Origin of the sequence: Streptomyces sp. NPDC006208 (genome assembly GCF_040613775.1) — a bacterium.
GTDB lineage: Bacteria > Actinomycetota > Actinomycetes > Streptomycetales > Streptomycetaceae > Streptomyces.
Genome location: NZ_JBEXSW010000027.1, coordinates 21018 through 39796, shown reverse-complemented (window position 1 = coordinate 39796; position 18779 = coordinate 21018). Strand labels below are relative to the sequence as shown.

Sequence of the window (18779 nt, the reverse complement as noted above, 5' to 3'; positions counted from 1 at the left end):
CTCAGGCCGGATCGGCGAACGGGGTCCGGCGCCGGGAGCCGCCCGCGCCCGGAGGCTATGGGGGGACAGGCTCCCGTGCCGAAGGCTGTGGGGAAGCCGGAGCACGCGAGCCGGGCACGTTCCGGACGTAGGGTCCTGGCCGTTGCCGGGGACCTCGTCCGCGGCCCGCCGGCCGCCGCCTCAGGGGACGCGTACGGCGATCAGGCTCGTGTCGTCGTCCGTGTCGCCGGTCGCCGCGCTCAGCAGCCGGTCGACCTGTTCGTCCACGTCGCAGTGGCCCAGCTGTTCCGCCGTGCGGCGCAGCGCGTCCAGGCCCTCGTCCAGACCGCCGTGGCGGCGCTCGATCAGGCCGTCCGTGTACAGCAGCAGAGTGTCGCCGGGCACCAGCCGGGTGACCGTCTCACGGTACGCATGACCGGGCTGGGCGCCCAGCAGCACATCGGGCGGTGGTTCCAGGAGCCGAGCCCTGCCGCCCCGCAGCAGAAGCGGCGGCAGATGGCCGGCGCTGGCCCACCGCAGCGTCCGGTCCTCCGGCTCGTACAGGGCGCAGACGGCCGTGGCCGTGAGGTACCCCGGCGCGTTCAGCGTCACCTCGTTCAGCCACCCCATCAGCCGGGCCGACGAGTGCCCGGTGAACGCCAGACCGCGCAGCGCATTGCGCAGGGCGACCATGCCGGTGGCCGCGTCGATGCCGTGCCCGGCGATGTCGCCGACCGCCACCAGCACCTTGCCGCCGGGCAGGGGCAGTACGTCGTACCAGTCGCCCCCGACGCGGTACTCGTGCGCCGCCGGCCGGTAGCGTGCCGCCGCCCCGAGCCCCGGCAGCTTCTGCAACGAGGGAATCTCCGGCACGATCGCCTGCTGGAGCTGCAGCACCAGCCGGTGCCGCAGCGTCGCCTGCGCCCGTACCGCGGTGAGCTGGTCGAACGTCGCGGTCAGCGCGACCTCGGTGTGGTACTCCGCGGAGACGTCCTGGTACACCCCCGCGATCCCGGTCAGCACCGAACCGCTCAGCAACGGCTCGGCGGCGATGCGGACATGACGCTGACCACCGTCGTCCCGGCTCATCCGCAGGATCGCCGACGAGCCCTTGCGGCGTTCGGTGAGATCCGCGAGCAGTTCGGCGAGATCGTCCGCGTCCTCCGGATGCACCCGCGGGCCCAGTGCGGTGAGCGGGACCGGTTTCGCGTCCCGGGCCATCCCGAAGATCGCATAGGTCTGCTCGCTCCAGCGCGAGCGCCCCGTGGTCAGATCGTCCTCGAACAGTGCGAGTCCCTGCAGCCGGCCCACTGCGCGGCCGACGGCCGTACGGGGATGGCTCGAGGTGTGCCACAGGACGACGGTCCGGTCGGGCCCCGAGGCCAGGACCCGCACATCCAGCAGCGGATCGAGTCCGTCGGGCCGGTGCTCCGCGGGCAGCCGCGCCGCATGCTGCGCGGACGGTGCATATCGGGCCCGCCGCGACATCGCCGCGAGATCGCGATGGATCAGGGGGAAGGCGGCTTCGAGGGGCCGGCCAACCACCCGGTGCGCACCTTCCAGCGCCTCGGAGGCGGCCGCGTTGACGTGCTCGACGGTCAGCCCCGAGGTGTCCGGGTCACGGCGGAGCACCATCGCCGGGTACGCCAGGGTGTCGAGGAGATCGTCGAGAGCGGGCTGATCGGTGGGCGGGATCCGCTCGGCGCCCAGCACCCTTGCCGCGACGTCGACCAGCCCGGCGACCGCGCCGCGGACCCTGTCGTCGAGTTCGGCACGGTCCGGCCAGACGGCCAGCGCCAGACCCACGGTCGAACCGCGCAGCCGCAGCGGGACGAAACCGCGGGCCGCCCACGGCGACGGGCCGGGAAGCCGGTCGCCGTCGGGGGCTCCGTCCGGCAGCCACACCGGTGACCCGTCCACCAGCGCCGAGCGGAACGGTGGGGGAGCGGACGGCGGAATCCACTGCCACTGTGCTGCCTCCAGGGCGCCGACTCCGGCGTGTCCCGCGAGCCGGAGGCAGCCCGATCCGGTCAGTGCCCAGAGCCACAGACTCTGCACGCCCAGCGGTCGCAGGCCGCCGTCCAGCAGGGTGGCCGCGCCCTGGTTCACGGTGGGGTCCGTCTCCGCCGCCGTGATGACCTGCCGTACCCGCCGGGCACTGATGGCGGATGCCGCGTCTTCCGTGGCGGGGGGTGGCGCCGTGACGGCGGTGGTGCCCGCGACGGCGTTCACGATGTCCGCGGCGATGTCCTCGCGGGTCACGTTGGCCGACTCGGCCAGACGGGCCAGGTGCTCGGCGGCCTCGGCGGGCGTGGCGCCGAGCTGGGCCGCCAGAACGCCGGCGGCCAGATCGGTCAGATGCCGGCGCCTCAGTTCCTCGCGCAGGGCGGTGTTCTCGTCGGCCAGCCGGGCGGCGAAGGCGGATGTCTCGCCGCTCGGTCCCCAAGGCTCCGGGGCAGGCATGACCACGACCACTCCCATCCCGAGCAGTCAAGGCGACCACTGTGCGATCGCGCCCGGTCTGGATTTTACGCGGGCCCGGGGGAGGACGAGTGGTGGCGAGGCTGCCGGGTACCCGCACACACGATTCGCCGCCACGCGGCCCCGGACAGCCGAAGGAGCGGTCATGCCTCGCGGATCGAGCCCGAAGAGGGAACGCCAGTACGAGCACATCAAGGAGAGCGCCGAGGAGCGCGGAGAGAGCACGGAGCGGGCGAAGGAGATCGCCGCGCGGACGGTGAACAAGGAACGCGCCCGCTCCGGGGAGTCCCGTACGGCCAGTAAGAGCTCCATCGAGGACATGTCGTCGTCACGGCGCGGCGGCAAGCGCTCGCACAGCGGCGCTCAGGGACCCACCTACGACCAGCTGTACGCCGAGGCACAGCGCCGCAATCTGCACGGCCGCTCCTCCATGAACAAGGCCGAGCTCAAGGACAAGCTGGGCCACTGATCTCGCCCGCGGCACAGACGGCACCGGATCCCGGGCGTCGCCGGTGCCGGGGGCGCGGCCATCGCCCCGGGGCTGCGCGGCCCGGCGTTGTGGAGCGCGCGGGGGGCTGCGAGCGCGGTGGCGCTGCGGACGCGGCCGGTCGACCGGTCAACCGGCCGGTAGGACAGGACGAGCCGGGGCCATTGATCCCGACAGCCCACCGGCGGGGAGCGCGGTTGTCTGGCCCGCAGGCGCTCCGGACAGGACGAGCGGCCGGTACAGCGGCTGCCGGGTGCCTCGCAACCGCGCTCCCCGCCCGGTCGGCGAGCTGCGTCCGTGTGCCTCCAGCAGCGCACCCGCGTCATCACCAGCGTGGGCCCGGTCTCGGGTGCCAGACGCTCACTGGTGCTCACCGTCGTGATAGGGCCAGCGCAGCAGCGCGCCGAGACCGCCGGCCGGCACGGACCCCACGCCGTCGATGTGCACCACCTGGGCCGGCGCACCGGTCATCGCCGCCGAGCGCAGCAGCGCATCATCCGCACGCGCGGACGACGGATGCATCTCACCGAGGTAATGGGCGTCGGAACGGCGCACAGCCACCTGGTCGGGCTCCGGACCCACCCACACCTCGCGGTGGGTGTCCCCGCCCTCCGGGCAGACGAACAACTCGGCGATCCGGTGCTCCCGGGCCGCATCCACGAGCGGGCGCACCCCCTCCGCCGCGGTCTCGTGCGCGGAACGGAAGCGGTCCAGCCCGGCTGCGGCGCTCCCGCGCACATGCTCCTCAGCCGCACGCTTCACGTCCTCGTCCAGCAGCTTGGCGGAGGCACCTTCGGCGCGGCCCCCGTGCCCGGACTCGACGACGCGGTCCTGCAGCCCGGCGGGCAGCCTGCGGTGCACCGACCGGCGCTCCCGGACATCGCCGGCCAGCACGATCACATCGGCATGGGCCTCTTCCTGACACTTGACAATCGCCTTCGCCACCTCCTCGGCGTTGTGCTCCCAGGTGTTCTCGACGCTCCGCTGGAAATGGCTGTCCGACAGCTCGTCGCGTCCGGCGCGGTGGACCGGCCAGTCCAGGCCCTGCGCCTGCCCCGCGGACGTGCGGCCGAGCGGGGTACGCACCTCGAGGTCCGCGCCGATGCGGTCGATGTACGCAACCAGGCACACCGGCTCCTGCGCGGCGAGATCCAGCAGTGGAGCGACTCTCGGCAGTGCCGACCAGCGGGTGTCCACCGCGATCGGCGGGGCGGTGGCCAGCGGCCGGTCGAGCACGACCTGGCCGCCCGCGGCGAAGACCGCACGTCCGGCCCCGCCCGCCGGGCCTGGCTCCCCGGTCAGGGCTTCGTACACCGCCTGTCCGGTCGCTTCGTCGGCTCCCTGCCTGCGCAGCGCGCCGCACGCCTCGCGGGCTTGCAGCTCTCGCCGTGCCGGGGTGGACTCGGCGGTACGGCCGGTATCGAGGTGGACGCTGGCCCATGGGCCGGGCCGTTCGTAGAGAGTGTTGAGGAACGACAGTCGCATGACGTCCTCCAAGAAGGCCGGGTATCGCGTGCCCAGCGGGTACCCACAAGGTCATCGGCCACACACCACGGCCGGGACACGGACACGGAAAGGGGACGGTCGCCGTGAAGGAGACCGAGGGGCACCGGGGCGTCGACCCGGAACGGCTCGATGAGCCGGATCTGCTGCGTGAACTGCAGAACATCCACCGCAGCCGTCATGACACTCTGCTGTACGGCTCGGACTCCGCGCTCGCCGCGCACAACGTCCGAATGGCCGAACTCGAGGCCGAGTACCTGCGGCGCCATCCTCAGCGCCCCGTCGCCTCCGGCCGCACCCGCTCCGGCGCGCGGACCAGGGAGTGCGAGTCGGGTGAGGCATGAGCGGCGACACCGGTGAGGTGGTGCCGTTCAGCGGCTCGCCATCTCGGCGGCCGCCCTGGCGAACTCGGTGGTGAGCGCCGCGCAGAAGTCCTTGAGGTCGCCCGGCTTCCGGCTGGTGATCAGCGGGCCAGGGGCGGCGGTGCAGATCCGCACCGGCTCGTCCACCCACATGCCGCCGGCGTTGCGGATGTCGGTGCGCAGGCTCGGCCACGACGTCAGCGTGCGGCCGCGCACCACATCGGCCTCCACCAGCGTCCACGGGGCGTGACAGATCGCCGCGACCGGCTTGCCCGCGTCGAAGAACGCGCGCACGAAGGCGACCGCGTCCTGGTCCATGCGCAACGAGTCCGGATTGGCCAGCCCGCCGGGCAGCACCAGCGCGCCGTACTCGTCGGCCGACGCGGAGGCAACCACCTCGTCGACCGGGAAGGTGTCCGCCTTGTCGAGATGGTGGAAGGCCTGGATACGACCTGCCTTCGTCGACAGCAGCCGCGGCTTGTCGCCGGCGTCGGTCACCGCCTCCCACGGCTCGGTGAGCTCGACCTGTTCGACCCCTTGGGGAGCCATCAGAAATGCGATCAGCATGGCCATGCTCCTCGGTTGCTCCGGCACCGGTCGGTGTCGCAGCCGAGTACCCGGCTGACCGCAGCCGACACGGCGTCCCGCCAAGGTTTGGGCGCGCCGTGCGCGGGGACCCGGTGCACCGGCCGAGCGGCCGTGGGACGAACGCAGGACGGGCTCGGGGCCGGACGGCGGTCCGGCCCCGAGCCCGTCCTTCCCGGGCCCGCCTTCAGCGCGGAGTGTCCGGTTGCCGGAACGCCTCGAGGATGCGCTCGGCCGCGAGCGTCGCCGTCAGAACGCCGTCCCGCACCCGCTGTTCCAGCTGCGGGGCGAGATCGCGCACCTCGGGGTGGCGGCGCAGCCGGTCGAGCAGTGCGTCGTGGACCATCGCCCAGGTCCACTCGATCTGCTGGTCACGCCGTTTGGCCGCCAGCCGCCCGGTCGAGTCGAGCACCTTGCGGTGCTGCTCCAGCCGCTCCCACACCACGTCGAGTCCGGTGCTCTCCCGCGCGCTGCAGGACAGCACGGGCGGAGTCCAGGCGGCGTCCGCCGGATGCATCAGCCGCAGCGCACCGGCCAGTTCGCGGGCCGCGGAGCGGGCGTCGCGCTCATGCGGGCCGTCCGCCTTGTTCACCGCGATCACGTCGGCGAGTTCCAGCACGCCCTTCTTGATGCCCTGGAGCTGGTCCCCGGTGCGGGCGAGGCTGAGCAGCAGGAAGGAGTCCACCATGCCGGCGACCGTGGTCTCCGACTGGCCGACGCCGACCGTCTCCACCAGCACCACGTCGTAGCCGCCGGCCTCCATCACGATGATCGTCTCGCGGGTCGCCTTGGCCACGCCGCCGAGTGTGCCCGCGCTGGGGGAGGGCCGTACGAACGCCGCCGGGTCCACCGCGAGGCGTTCCATCCGGGTCTTGTCCCCCAGGATGGACCCGCCCGTGCGGGTGGACGACGGGTCGACGGCCAGCACGGCCACCCGGTGGCCGAGTCCGGTGAGCATCGTCCCGAGCGCGTCGATGAACGTGGACTTGCCGACCCCGGGCACCCCGCTGATGCCCACCCGCCGCGCCGTCCCCGAGTACGGCAGCAGCTGTGTGAGCAGCTGCTGCGCGAGCACGCGATGGTCGGGACGGGTGGACTCCACGAGCGTGACGGCGCGGGCGATGTACGCCCGCGACCCCTCACGTACGCCCTTCACATAGGCGTCGATGTCGATCTTCGGTGGCATGGGCCTACAGCTCGTGGCCGAGCGAGCCTGCCAGGGTCCGCACAAGGTCCCGGGCAGCGTCCGGGATCACCGTGCCCGGCGGGAAGACCGCTGCCGCGCCCATCTCCCGCAGGGTGGGGACGTCCTGCGGCGGGATCACGCCGCCGACGACGATCATGATGTCCTCGCGCCCTTCGGCCGCCAGCTGCTCGCGCAGCGCGGGCACCAGCGTCAGATGCCCCGCGGCCAGCGACGAGACGCCGACGATGTGCACATCGGCCTCCACCGCCTGGCGGGCCACCTCGGCCGGCGTCTGGAACAGCGGGCCGACGTCGACGTCGAAGCCGAGGTCGGCGAAGGCGGTGGCGATCACCTTCTGGCCACGGTCATGACCGTCCTGGCCCATCTTGGCGACCAGGATGCGCGGCCTGCGGCCCTCGGCCTGCTCGAACTCGTCGACCAGCGCGCGGGTGCGGTCCACGGAAGGCGACTCCCCAGCTTCGTTGCGGTACACGCCGGAGATCGTACGGATCTGGCCCGAGTGCCGGCCGTACACCGTCTCCAGTGCGTCCGAGATCTCACCGACGGTCGCCATCGCGCGCGCCGCGTCGACCGCCAGCGCCAGCAGATTGCCCTCCAGGCTGCCGCCCTTGGCGGCACCGGCCTCGGCCGCCGCGGTCAGGGCGCGCAGGGCGTCCTGGCAGACGGCCTCGTCGCGCTCGGCCCGCAGCCGCCGCAGCTTCTCCACCTGCTGGGCCCGCACCTGGGAGTTCTCGACCTTGAGCACCTCGATCTGCTCGTCGCTGTCCACCCGGTACTTGTTGACTCCGATCACCGGCTGGCGGCCGGAGTCGATACGGGCCTGTGTACGGGCCGCGGCCTCCTCCACCCGGAGCTTGGGGATACCGGCGTCGATGGCCTTGGCCATGCCGCCGGCGGCCTCGACCTCCTCGATGTGCTGCCAGGCGCGGCGGGCCAGATCGTGCGTGAGCTTCTCGACGTACGCGCTGCCGCCCCACGGGTCGATGACCCGGCAGGTGCCCGACTCCTGCTGCAGCAGCAGCTGGGTGTTGCGGGCGATACGTGCCGAGAAGTCGGTGGGCAGCGCGAGCGCCTCGTCCAGGGCGTTGGTGTGCAGCGACTGCGTGTGTCCCTGCGTCGCGGCCATCGCCTCGACGCAGGTGCGGGTGACGTTGTTGAAGACGTCCTGCGCCGTCAGCGACCAGCCGGAGGTCTGCGAATGGGTGCGCAGGGACAGCGACTTGGGGCTCTTCGGGTCGAACTTCTTCACCAGCTTCGCCCACAGCAGCCGCGCCGCCCGCAGCTTGGCGACCTCCATGAAGAAGTTCATGCCGATCGCCCAGAAGAACGACAGCCGCGGTGCGAACGAGTCCACGTCCAGGCCGGCCTCGATGCCCGCCCGCAGATACTCCATGCCGTCGGCCAGCGTGTACGCGAGCTCCAGGTCGGCGGTCGCTCCGGCCTCCTGGATGTGGTAGCCGGAGATGGAGATGGAGTTGTAGCGGGGCATCTTCTGCGAGGTGTACGCGAAGATGTCCGAGATGATCCGCATCGAGGGGCCTGGCGGATAGATGTAGGTGTTGCGGACCATGAACTCCTTGAGGATGTCGTTCTGGATGGTCCCGGCCAGCTTCTCGGGCGGTACGCCCTGCTCCTCGGCGGCCACGATGTACAGCGCGAGCACGGGCAGCACCGCGCCGTTCATCGTCATCGACACGCTCATCTTGTCCAGCGGAATCCCGTCGAACAGCTGGCGCATGTCGTAGATCGAGTCGATCGCCACACCCGCCATGCCGACATCGCCGGTCACCCGCGGGTGGTCGCTGTCGTACCCGCGGTGCGTCGGCAGGTCGAACGCGACCGACAGCCCCTTCTGGCCGGCCGCGAGATTACGGCGGTAGAAGGCGTTCGACTCCTCGGCCGTGGAGAAGCCCGCGTACTGACGGATCGTCCAGGGCTGGTTGACGTACATCGTCGGGTACGGGCCGCGCAGATACGGCGCCACTCCGGGGTACGTCCGCAGGAAGTCGAGGCCTTCCAGGTCCCGCTCGGTGTACAGCGGCTTGACCGGGATGCCCTCCGGGGTCTCCCACACCAGGTCGGCGTCGTCCTGGCCCGCGGACTCCTTGACGGCACTGCGCCACTGGTCCTCGCTCACGCCGGCCACGGCGCCCGGGCCCAGTTCGATCCCCGTGAAATCCGGGATGCCCATCACGCCACTCCGATCCGGTCGAGGACCGAGGTCAGCACGGCGACCGCGTCGCCGCCCGCGACGACGAACTCGTCGACCCCGGCTCTTTCGTACGTCTCTCGCTGCTCGCCGGGACGCCCGGCGAGGAACACCCGCTGCGCGCCCGCCGACTTCAGGGCCTCGGCGACCGGCCCGGCCTGCTCCGCGTACAGCGCGTCGCTGGAGCAGATGCACGCCACCGCGGCCCCGCTGTCCTTGAACGCCTGCGCGGCACTCGCCGCATCCACGGAGACCGGTTCGTGCACCGGCTCGATGCCGCCGGCCTGGAACAGATTGGCGGCGAACGTCACCCGCGCGGTGTGCGCGGCCGCCGGCCCCAGCGCGGCAAGGAACACCCGCGGCCGGGTCCCGGTCGCGGCCAGATGCGCGTCCGAGCGGGCCCGCAGTGCCTCGAACGCCTCGTCTCGGCGCACCCTGGGCAGGCCTCCGTCCGGCAGCGCCGGGGCAGGGTCGCGCTCCACCGGCGTCTGGGCCAGCAACGGGAACTCGCTGACGCCCGTGACCGGTTCGCGGCGCTTGGCCAGGTTCTTGCTGCGGCTCTCCCACGTGGCGCCGAGCCGTTGCGCGATCAGACCGCTCTGCAGCGCCGCGGACTGACCGCCCGCTTGCTCGATCTCCTGGAACCACTGCCAGGCCGCGTGCGCGAGTTCGTCGGTCAGCTGCTCCACGTACCAGGAGCCGCCCGCCGGGTCGATGACACGGCCCAGATGCGACTCCTCGAGCAGAATCGTCGAGGTGTTGCGGGCGATCCGGCGCGCGAACGCGTCCGGCAGCCCCAGCGCGTGGTCGAACGGCAGCACGGTCACCGCGTCGGCGCCGCCCACACCTGCGGCCAGCGAGGCCACCGTGGTGCGCAGCATGTTCACCCAGGGGTCGCGGCGGGTCATCATCACCGCCGACGTCACCGCGTGCTGGCGCTGGGCACCGGCGGCGGGCTCGGCGCCGCACACCTCGGCGACCCGGGACCACAGCCGGCGCGCCGCGCGCAGCTTCGCGATCGTCAGGAACTGGTCGGCGCTCGCCGCGTACCGGAACTCCAGCTGTCCGCAGGCCGCCTCCACGCTCAGACCGGCCGCGGTCAGCTCGCGCAGCCAGGCCACACCGCTCGCCAGCGAGCAGCCAAGCTCCTGGGCGGCCGAGGCACCGGCCTCGTGGTACGGCAGCGCGTCGACCGCGATGGCCCGGACGCCCGGGTAGGTGCGGTCGCACAGCACGGCCAGTTCGGTGGCCGAGGCCAGCTCCGCCGCCAGGTTCCCGTACCGGCCGGTGCGCGCGGCGTGGCCCAGGGGGTCCGCGCCGAGACTGCCGAGCGCGGCCTCGGGCGCGATGCCACGCTCCTCGTACAGGCGCAGCAACTCCTTGGCGGCCGCAGCGAATTCGCTGCCCGCGTCGAGCACGACCGGAGCCAGGTCGAGGTACACACCGTCGAGGGCGGTGCCGATCGCGTCGACGGGCACGCCGGCCTCGCCTACGGCCAGCCAGACCGAGGCGGCCCCGTTCTCCAGGTCGCTCAGCACCGCTTCGTTGGTGCGCACCGGATCCGACCGGTCATGGCGCTGGCGCACGTCCCAGCCGGACACCGCGGCGCCCTCGGGTTTGCCGCCCCGGGTGAAGGGGGCGAAACCGGGGAAACCGGAGCCTTGAGCGTTGTCGCGAGTGGTGTACAGGGGACGGGCGACGAGCCCGTCCTCGAGAGCCGTGGAGAGTACATCCTCGGCCGCCGAGCCCTGGGCGTCCTTACCTGTCTTGCGCAGCACGCCTTCGACCAGGCGCTGCCACTGTTCATGGGTCGCATCCGGGAACTCGGCGGCCAAAGAAAACCCGTCATCGGGGAGGACCGTCATGCTCAGATGCTAGGACACGCTCCCAAAGGTGCAGCAGGGGAAAGGCCTGTGACCTTGCCCTCTCCGGTCCGCACTTGATCCTTTGCACCCGGTGCCCTACCGACGCCCCCGTGCCGACCCGCATGTCCGTACCTGGGGCGGGTACCCGAACCGGACCAGCCGACCGAGAGAAACAACCGAGAGAAATGGGTGAGTCACATGGGTCTGGGCGGATGCATCATCCTGATCGCCGCCGGGGCGATCCTCACGTTCGCCACCGACTGGGAGGTGAAGGGCGCCAACCTCGATGTCATCGGCATGATTCTGATGGCCGTCGGTCTCATAGGCGTCGCCACCTTCACCAGCATCGCCAAACGGCGGCGCGTCATCGTGCCCCCGTCGACGCCCGTCGTCGATGAACAGCGGAATCAGCACCCCTACACCTGAGCGGCCCCACCTCACCTGACAGGTCCCGCCCTGCGGCACGGCACCACCGCGGTTTGGCCGCCGGGTCCGGGGGCACCCGGACAGCGCTCCACCGCCCGAAATCCGGGTGTTTCCCCCAAGGAGCGTGAGATGACATCGCAATCACCGAAGGACGAACAACTGGCGGAACTGGGCCAGCAGTTGCGGGTGGACGCGGTCCGCGCCGCCGACGCCGCGGGCTCCGGGCACCCGACCTCGTCCATGTCCGCCGCGGACATCGCCGCCGTACTCCTCGCGCGCCATCTGCGCTACGACTTCGACCGGCCGGATCTGCCCGGCAACGACCGGCTGATCTTCTCCAAAGGCCATGCCTCACCGCTGCTGTACGCCCTGTACCGGGCGGCGGGAGTCATCGACGACGATGAACTGCTCACTTTCCGTCACCAGGGCAGTCGCCTGGAAGGCCATCCCACCCCGCGGCTGCCCTGGGTCGACGTGGCCACCGGGTCGCTGGGCCAGGGCCTGCCGATCGGCGTGGGCATGGCGCTGGCCGGGAAGAAGCTCGACCGGATCCCCTGCCGGGTATGGGTGCTCGCGGGCGACAGCGAGATGGCGGAGGGCTCCGTCTGGGAGGCCGTCGAGCACGCCGCGTACGAGCATCTGGAGAATCTGACGCTGATCGTCGATGTCAACCGGCTCGGCCAGCGCGGTCCCACCCGCCTGGGCCGGGACCTCGACGCCTACGCCCGCCGGCTGCAGGCTTTCGGCTGGCACACCGTTCAGATCGACGGCCACGACATCGGAGAGATCGACGCCGCGCTCACCGAGGCCGTCTCCGAGATCGGCCGGCCCACCGCGATCCTCGCCCGCACCGAGAAGGGACACGGCGTGGCCGACGTGGCGGACCGCGAAGGCCACCACGGCAAACCCCTGCCCGACGCGGAGGCAGCGATACAGGAGCTCGGCGGCATCAGGTCGGCCCGGGTGGCGGTCCAGGAGCCGCCCACCGCACGGGTGCTCGGCGCACAGCCCGACGGCCCGCTGACCCTGCCGGTCTTCCGTGTCGGCGACCAGGTCGCCACCCGTACGGCCTACGGGAAGGCGCTCGCCGCGCTCGGCTCCGCACGCACCGATGTCGTGGCACTGGACGCCGAGGTCGGCGATTCGACCCGTACCGAATACTTCGCCGAGAAACATCCCGGCCGCTACTTCCAGTGCTACATCGCCGAACAGCAGTTGGTGGCCGCGTCGGTGGGGCTGCAGGCCAGGGGCTATGTCCCCTTCGCCGCCTCCTTCGCCGCGTTCCTGACCCGCGCCCATGACTTCATCCGTATGGCGGCCGTCAGCCGGGCGGACATCAACGTGGTGGGATCGCACGCGGGTGTCGCCATCGGCGAGGACGGCCCGTCCCAGATGGGCCTCGAGGACCTGGCCATGTTCCGTGCTGTGCCCGGCAGCACCGTGTTCTACCCCTGCGACGCGACCTCCACGGCCGCTCTCGTCGCCGCCATGGCCGACCTGCCCGGCGTCAGCTATCTGCGCACCACTCGTGGCGACACGCCCGTCCTCTACTCAGCGGGCGACGCCTTCCGGGCCGGCGGCTCGAAGGTGCTCCGCAGCTCCGGGCACGACCAGGTGTGCGTGGTGGCCGCCGGCGTGACGGTGCACGAGGCGCTGCGCGCGGCCGACCTGCTGGCCGGGGAGGGCATCGCCGTAAGGGTGATCGACCTGTACTCGGTCAAACCCGTGGACGCGCGGACACTTCAGGAGGCGGCCGACGACACCGGATGCCTGATGACGGTCGAGGACCACCGCGTCGAGGGCGGAGTGGGTGACGCCGTGGCGGAGGCGTTCGCCGACGGCCGCCCGATGCCGAGGCTGGTACGTCTCGGCGTACGTGTCATCCCGGCGTCGGCGACGCCCGCCGAGCAGCTCCACCTGGCCGGTATCGACGCCGAGTCGATCGCAGCGGCCCTGAGGCTGCTGGTCGGGGAGGCGATGGTCAGCCGATGACCACTGACGGGGTGCGAGGCGGGCGGCGCACCGTGGAGGTGAACGCACGGCGGCGGCCGACGGGCCCGGAGCCCGTCGGCCGCCGCCGTGCAGAACGGCCGACCGGTGGGTCGGCCGCTCGCGGCACCGCTACCACCGGTACCAGCGGGACCGTCCGCCCGCGGCTGTCGTGCTCCGCATCAGGAACCCGAGGAGCCAGATCGCCAGCACGATCAGGGCGATCCACCACAGGGCCTTCAAGGCGAACCCGGCGCCGAACAGGACGACAGCCAGGAGGAGAACAAGCAGGATAGGAACCATGATTTGCACCTCCACACTGCGGCTGCCCCGGATTCGCCGCAGCACGCACCGACGGGAGGAACACGCGATGGATGGAGACAAGCGCCCCGACCGTGGACGCGACGAGACGGAGGAGGAGCGGGCGGACCGCCGCTGGGGCGATCTCCTCCAGGAACTGCGCGTCGCGCAGACCGGTGTGCAGATCCTGTTCGGATTCCTGCTCACCGTGGTCTTCCAGCCGCGCTTCGTGGAACTGTCCGACACCGACCGGACGATCTACACCGTCACGGTGATGCTCGGAGCGGCGACAACCGGTGCGCTCATCGGCCCGGTGTCGTTCCACCGGCTGCTCACGGGGCGCCGGCTCAAGCCCCAGACCGTCGACTGGGCCTCGCGGCTGACCCAGTTGGGACTGATCCTCCTGCTGTGCACCATGGCCTCGGCACTGCTGCTGATCCTGCGCGTGGCCATCGCCGATACGACCGCGACGTGGCTGGTCGTCGGCATGGTGGTGTGGTTCGTCCTGTGCTGGTTCCTGCTGCCGGCCTGGGTTCGCATCACCCATTCCGACCGCGAATGACGCGATTGAGCCAACTGCTGCATTACGAGTCGTGGGGCGGATGTTGACCCGTGGTGCGTCGGCGGTAGGGTGCGCGCACCGCCCGTTGGGTGGTGCGCGAATTCGTGGAGGAAAGCAGTGACTCAAGTCAAAAGATCGTGGCGGCGTTCGGGGGCCCTCATAGCCGCCGCGACCGTCGGTGCGCTCGGCGTCGGCCTGTCGGCCGCTCCGGCCCTGGCGCACACCCCCGTGTGGAACGTGACCTGCGACGAGGTCAACGTGGAGCTGAAGGCGTACGGTCGCAACACCGAGAACACCGTGACCATCACGGTCGACGGCAAGGACCTGCTGCCCACCGAGACGTTCGGGAACGACTTCAGCAAGACGCTGGAACTTCCCGAGCACGACAAGGAACTGTCCGTCCGCCTCATCGTGAAGGCCGAGGACGGCGACCGTTTCTCGCGTGACGAGACCAAGACGGCTCCGGTGTGCGAGGAGGAGACGCCGACTCCGTCCGCCACCCCGACCCCGTCGGACACGCCCACCACCGCCACTCCGACCCCGTCGGACACGCCCACCACGGCGACGCCGAGCACGAGCACCCCCGCCACCGCGACGCCGTCGGCCGAGCCGAGCCCCGACGAGCCGGACCTGGCCGAGACCGGCTCCTCCAGTGCCACGCCGCTGATCGCCGGTGCTGCCGCGGCCGTCATCGTGGCCGGTGGCGGCATCATGTGGGCCGCGCGCAAGCGCCGCAGCGCCCAGGGCTGACAACCAGCGCTGACGCATCGCAGTAACGAGTGGGGCGGGTGGGACACCGAGAGGTGTCCCACCCGCCCCACGCCGTGTCAGGCCGCGGTCGGCGTGTAGTGCGCCGCCTCGTCGCCCTCGAGAACCCGGCTCGTCTCCCCGTCGACACCCACCGGCACATCACCCGCGACGGTCACCCGGTGCAGCAGCCGCGGCAGGTCGCCGTAGTCGTCCGGCGCGTAGTGCTGCGTGATGCGGTTGTCGAACAGCACCAGGTCACCCGGCGCCCACGTCCAGCGCACCACATTCTCCGGACGGGTCACATACGACTGCAGGATGCGCAGGATGTCACGGGACTCCGAAGGCGAGAGCCCCACCAGCGACTGTGCGAAGCCGCCGATGAACAGACCCCTCTCACCCGATTCGGGGTGCACCCGCACCACCGGGTGCTCGGTGCGGTACCTCGTGGACACGAACCGCCGACGGTGCTCGGCCGCCTTCTCGGACTTCGGCTCCGCGTAGTCGTAGGCGTTGGTGTGCACGGCCCGCAACCGGTCTGCCAGCTCACGCACCGCGTCCGGCAGATCCCGGTAGGCGGCCGCGGAGTTGGCGATCAGCGTGTTCCCGCCGTACGGCGGGACGACAAGGCTGCGCAGCGTGGACGCCTTGGGCGGGGTCCTGACGAACGTGACATCCGTGTGCCACTGATTGGCACGGATGCCCTCGTCACCGTCGACGGGCAGGATGTGCGGCTGACCGTCCACCGAAGGAACCGTGGGATGCGCCGTCGTCAGCTCGCCGAAGAGCGAGGCGAAGCGGATCTGCGCGGCGTCGTCGAGCTGCTGGCCGCGGAAGAAGAGCGCCTTGTGCTCGAGCAGAGCCGCGTTGATCTCCGAGACGATGGCTGGGTCGAGGTCGGTGGAGATGTCGACGCCGAGGACCTCCGCGCCGATACGGCCGCCGACGCGGCGGATGTCGAAACCGGTACTGGTCATGGGAATGCTGCCTCTCTTCGGATGGAACCGGTGAACGGGAAGCCGGGCGGAATCAGGCGGCCGAGCGGCCGGCGGGCCGCTCGAGGCCGTAGCGGTCGCGCAGCGTGCGCCCCGCGTACTCGGTGCGGAACAGTCCCCGCCGCTGCAGCAGTGGCACGACATGGTCGACGAAGTCGTCGAGGCCGCCGGGCAGATACGGCGGCATGATGTTGAAGCCGTCCGCCGCACCCTGGGTGAACCACTCCTCGAGCTGGTCGGCGATCTGCTCCGGCGTACCCGCGAACACCCGGTGCCCGCGGCCGCCGCCGAGCCGGGCGATCAGCTCGCGGATGGTCAGGCTCTCGCGCCGGGCCAGCTCAGCCACGAGCGTGAACCGGGACTTGTTGCCGTTGATGTCGCGCTCCTCGGGGAGCTCGGGCAGCGGCCCATCCAGCGGCAGACCGGACAGATCGGTGCCGAGCATCCCGGAAAGCTGCTGCAGACCGTACGCGGGGACCTGCAGATCGGTCAGCTCGTCCTCGAGCGCCCGGGCCTCGGCCTCGGTGCCTCCGATGACAGGGCAGATCCCCGGCAGGATCTTCAACTGGTCCGCCGTGCGGCCGTACTTCGCCAGGCGCGACTTCAGGTCCTTGTAGAAGGTCTGCCCGTCGGCGAGCGTCTGCTGGGCGGTGAACACCGCCTCCGCGTACCGAGCCGCGAACTCCTTCCCGTCCTCCGACGATCCGGCCTGCACCAGCAGTGGATGGCCCTGCGGTGAGCGCGGCACATTGAGCGGACCGTCGACCCGGAAGTGGTCGCCGCGGTGCTCGATCGCACGGACCGCGTCCTCCTCGGCGTAGACACCGCGCTCGCGGTCGATGACGGCCGCGTCGTCCCGCCAGCTGTCCCACAGGGCGCGCGTCACGTCGAGGAACTCGGTGGCCCGTTCGTAGCGCAGCGAGTGCTCCAGGTGCTCCTCGCGGCCGAAGTTGCGCGCCTCGGCCACATTGCCCGAGGTGACGATGTTCCAGCCGGCCCGGCCGCCGCTGAGATGGTCGAGCGAGGCGAACTTCCGGGCCACATGGAAGGGTTCGTTGAACGTGGTGGAGACCGTCGCGATCAGACCGATGTGCTCGGTCGCCACGGCCAGCGCGGACAGCAGGGTCAGCGGCTCGAACCCGCCGACCGCGTTGTAGCGGGCATTGCCCCACAGGGCGACGCCGTCCGCGAGGAACAGCGAGTCGAGTCTGCCGCGCTCCGCGGTGCGCGCGAGCTCCTGGAAGTACGACAGATCGGTGATCCGCTCGGGCTGGGTGCGCGGGTGGCGCCAGGCGGCGTCGTGGTGGCCCGCGTTCATCAGGAACGCGTTGAGATGGAACTGCCGTGGGGTGTCGGCGGACATGGGCTGGTCCTCAGTTTCCGGTAGGGGTGCGCCAGGACGTGAAACGGCGCTCGATCGCCACGAGCAGCTGGTTGAAGGCGACGCCGATGGCGGAGATGGTGATGATCCCGGCGTACATCTCGGGGATCGCGAAATTGAACTGCGAGGCGTTGACCAGATAGCCGAGCCCGGCCTTCGCGCCGACCATTTCGGCGGCGACCAGTACCAGGATCGCCCCGGCGCCGGCCAGCCGGATGCCGGTGAACACGGTCGGCACGGACGCGGGCAGGATCACCTTCTGGAAGATCCCCGGGGCCGGCAGATCCATCGATCGGGCGAGCCGGAGCAGCGTCGGATCGACCGTGCGCACGGCGCTGATGGTGTTCAGCAGGATCGGCCAGGTGCAGGCGTACACCACGATGGAGACCTTCGAGGTCTCGCCGATGCCCAGCAGCAGGACGAACACCGGCAGAAGCGCGAGCGCCGCCGTGTTGCGGAAGACCTCCAGCAGCGGCTCGAGGAAGTCCGCGAGCGGCCGGTACCAGCCGATCAGCAGGCCCAGCGGCACCGCGAAGGCGACGGCCAGTCCGAATCCCGTGAACGAGCGGCCCAGACTGGCCCAGGTGTGCTCGCCGAGCTGCCCGTCCCGCAACAACTGCCACCAGGCGACGGCCACTTCGGAGAAGGGCGGCAGGAAGGTCCGGTCGACCAGACCGAGCCGTGGTGCCGCCTCCCACACGGCGATCAGCGTCAGGACCGCCACGGTGCGGGTGAGGACGCCCACCATGGCCCGGCCGGCGCGGCGCAGGAGGGACGGCGCCCTGGGCACTTGGGCGGGGGCGGCGGGCACGGCCGGCACGGCGTCGGTGCCGGGGTCCGCGCCGATCGCACCGACGGCCGGCCGGGCCGTCATCTCGGTGATGATGCTCATGGCGCTGCGGCCTCCCTCTCCTGTTGCTGCGCGCGTGTGACCTCGTCGCGCAACAGGCTCCAGATCTGACGGCGGTGGTGCGCGAACTCGGGGCTGGAGCGCGGATCGTCGTCGGCCGCACGGGCACCGAGACCGATCGGCACGATCTCCTTGATGCGGCCGGGCCGCGAGGTGAGCACGGCGACCCGCTGACCGAGCCGTACCGCCTCGTCGATGCCGTGCGTGATGAAGACGATCGTCTTGCCGGTGCGCTGCCAGATCCGCAGCAGCTCGTCCTGCAACGACTCCCGGGTCTGGGCGTCCAGCGCCGCGAACGGCTCGTCCATCAGCAGGACATCGGGGTCGTAGGCGAGGCTGCGGGCGATCGCGACCCGCTGGCGCATCCCGCCGGACAGCTCGTGCGGATGACGGTCCTCGAAGCCGGTCAGCCCCACCAGCGCCAGATAGTCCCTGGCACGGCCGGACCGTTCGCGGCGCGGTACACCGGTGGCCTCCAGGCCGAACTCCACATTTCCCAGGGCCGTGCGCCACGGCAGCAGCGCGTACTGCTGGAAGACGATGCCCCGGTCCAGGCCCGGACCGGTCACCGGTTCGCCGTCCAGCAGGATCTCGCCGCTGGTGGGCCGGGACAGACCGCCGAGCAGATCGAGCAGTGTCGATTTGCCGCAGCCGCTCGGGCCGACGATCACGGTGAACTCTCCGGCCGCGATGTCGAGATCGATGCCGTCCAGCGCTATGACGTCCCGGTGCCCTCCCTTGACGGGGAAGGTCTTCGAGATGCCTCGGAAGCTGATTTTCGCGGTCATGTC

17 protein-coding genes are annotated in these 18779 nt (G+C 71.2%); 6 read left to right on the top strand and 11 right to left on the bottom strand.

The annotated features are described in order from the left end of the window. Positions 1-180: 180 nt before the first annotated feature. On the bottom strand, positions 181-2442 hold the full coding sequence (locus tag ABZ208_RS22480; RefSeq protein WP_356911234.1) for a SpoIIE family protein phosphatase: 2262 nt from the start codon (positions 2440-2442) through the stop codon (positions 181-183). Positions 2443-2605: 163 nt separating this feature from the next. Between ABZ208_RS22480 and ABZ208_RS22475 the strand changes: the two genes are divergently transcribed. Then, positions 2606-2929, top strand: a complete 324-nt coding sequence (locus ABZ208_RS22475) for a plasmid stabilization protein (protein WP_356911233.1) — start codon at positions 2606-2608, stop codon at positions 2927-2929. Positions 2930-3307: 378 nt separating this feature from the next. On the opposite strand, the gene ABZ208_RS22470 is transcribed toward ABZ208_RS22475, so the two are convergent. Beyond that, the gene (locus tag ABZ208_RS22470; protein WP_356911232.1) at positions 3308-4432 is read right to left on the bottom strand and encodes a Vms1/Ankzf1 family peptidyl-tRNA hydrolase; all 1125 of its coding nucleotides are present in this window, start codon (positions 4430-4432) and stop codon (positions 3308-3310) included. Between the two features lie 104 nt (positions 4433-4536). Between ABZ208_RS22470 and ABZ208_RS22465 the strand changes: the two genes are divergently transcribed. Then, positions 4537-4794, top strand: a complete 258-nt coding sequence (locus ABZ208_RS22465) for a DUF6158 family protein (protein ID WP_356911231.1) — start codon at positions 4537-4539, stop codon at positions 4792-4794. A gap of 27 nt (positions 4795-4821) precedes the next feature. Here the strand turns inward: ABZ208_RS22465 and ABZ208_RS22460 are convergent, their stop codons facing one another. The 4 genes from ABZ208_RS22460 to ABZ208_RS22445 form a co-directional block, all read right to left on the bottom strand. Continuing rightward, the gene (locus ABZ208_RS22460) at positions 4822-5379 is read right to left on the bottom strand and encodes a type 1 glutamine amidotransferase domain-containing protein (protein ID WP_356911230.1); all 558 of its coding nucleotides are present in this window, start codon (positions 5377-5379) and stop codon (positions 4822-4824) included. 205 nt (positions 5380-5584) lie between these two features. Beyond that, on the bottom strand, positions 5585-6583 hold the full coding sequence (gene meaB / locus ABZ208_RS22455; RefSeq protein WP_356911229.1) for a methylmalonyl Co-A mutase-associated GTPase MeaB: 999 nt from the start codon (positions 6581-6583) through the stop codon (positions 5585-5587). 4 nt (positions 6584-6587) lie between these two features. Continuing rightward, positions 6588-8795 carry a methylmalonyl-CoA mutase gene (gene scpA, locus ABZ208_RS22450; RefSeq protein ID WP_356911228.1) on the bottom strand — a complete coding sequence of 736 codons (2208 nt, stop codon included), beginning with the start codon at positions 8793-8795 and terminating at the stop codon, positions 6588-6590. Next, positions 8795-10678 carry a methylmalonyl-CoA mutase family protein gene (locus tag ABZ208_RS22445; protein ID WP_356911227.1) on the bottom strand — a complete coding sequence of 628 codons (1884 nt, stop codon included), beginning with the start codon at positions 10676-10678 and terminating at the stop codon, positions 8795-8797. Before ABZ208_RS22445 ends, scpA begins: the two co-directional genes overlap by 1 nt. Before the next feature lie 198 nt (positions 10679-10876). Here ABZ208_RS22445 and ABZ208_RS22440 point away from each other — a divergent pair, with 198 nt between their 5' ends. Both ABZ208_RS22440 and ABZ208_RS22435 read left to right on the top strand, forming a co-directional pair. Beyond that, a complete protein-coding gene (locus tag ABZ208_RS22440) occupies positions 10877-11104 on the top strand; it encodes a DUF6458 family protein (RefSeq protein WP_356911226.1) in 228 nt (75 codons plus the stop codon). Positions 11105-11233: 129 nt separating this feature from the next. Next, on the top strand, positions 11234-13096 hold the full coding sequence (locus ABZ208_RS22435; protein WP_356911225.1) for a transketolase: 1863 nt from the start codon (positions 11234-11236) through the stop codon (positions 13094-13096). Between the two features lie 129 nt (positions 13097-13225). Here the strand turns inward: ABZ208_RS22435 and ABZ208_RS22430 are convergent, their stop codons facing one another. Further along, entirely contained in the window at positions 13226-13396 is a 171-nt protein-coding gene (locus ABZ208_RS22430) for a hydrophobic protein (RefSeq protein ID WP_328403874.1), read from the bottom strand. A gap of 67 nt (positions 13397-13463) precedes the next feature. Here ABZ208_RS22430 and ABZ208_RS22425 point away from each other — a divergent pair, with 67 nt between their 5' ends. Then, positions 13464-13955: a DUF6328 family protein gene (locus ABZ208_RS22425; RefSeq protein ID WP_356911224.1), complete on the top strand. Its 492-nt coding sequence runs from the start codon at positions 13464-13466 to the stop codon at positions 13953-13955. Positions 13956-14072: 117 nt separating this feature from the next. Further along, the gene (locus ABZ208_RS22420; protein WP_356911223.1) at positions 14073-14705 is read left to right on the top strand and encodes an LAETG motif-containing sortase-dependent surface protein; all 633 of its coding nucleotides are present in this window, start codon (positions 14073-14075) and stop codon (positions 14703-14705) included. 77 nt (positions 14706-14782) lie between these two features. Here ABZ208_RS22420 and ABZ208_RS22415 read toward each other — a convergent pair whose 3' ends face one another. Genes ABZ208_RS22415 through ABZ208_RS22400 form a run of 4 tightly spaced genes read right to left on the bottom strand, consistent with a single transcriptional unit; the run spans position 14783 to position 18776 of the window. Continuing rightward, the gene (locus ABZ208_RS22415) at positions 14783-15679 is read right to left on the bottom strand and encodes a TauD/TfdA family dioxygenase (protein WP_356911222.1); all 897 of its coding nucleotides are present in this window, start codon (positions 15677-15679) and stop codon (positions 14783-14785) included. A gap of 52 nt (positions 15680-15731) precedes the next feature. Continuing rightward, positions 15732-17060: an LLM class flavin-dependent oxidoreductase gene (locus ABZ208_RS22410; RefSeq protein WP_356911221.1), complete on the bottom strand. Its 1329-nt coding sequence runs from the start codon at positions 17058-17060 to the stop codon at positions 15732-15734. A 10-nt stretch (positions 17061-17070) separates the two neighbouring features. Next, positions 17071-17970 (bottom strand): ABC transporter permease, encoded by a 900-nt coding sequence (locus tag ABZ208_RS22405; protein WP_356911220.1) that lies wholly within the window; start codon positions 17968-17970, stop codon positions 17071-17073. Next, positions 17967-18776, bottom strand: a complete 810-nt coding sequence (locus ABZ208_RS22400; RefSeq protein ID WP_356911219.1) for an ABC transporter ATP-binding protein — start codon at positions 18774-18776, stop codon at positions 17967-17969. The genes ABZ208_RS22405 and ABZ208_RS22400 overlap by 4 nt, the downstream gene beginning before the upstream one ends. Positions 18777-18779: the final 3 nt, after the last annotated feature.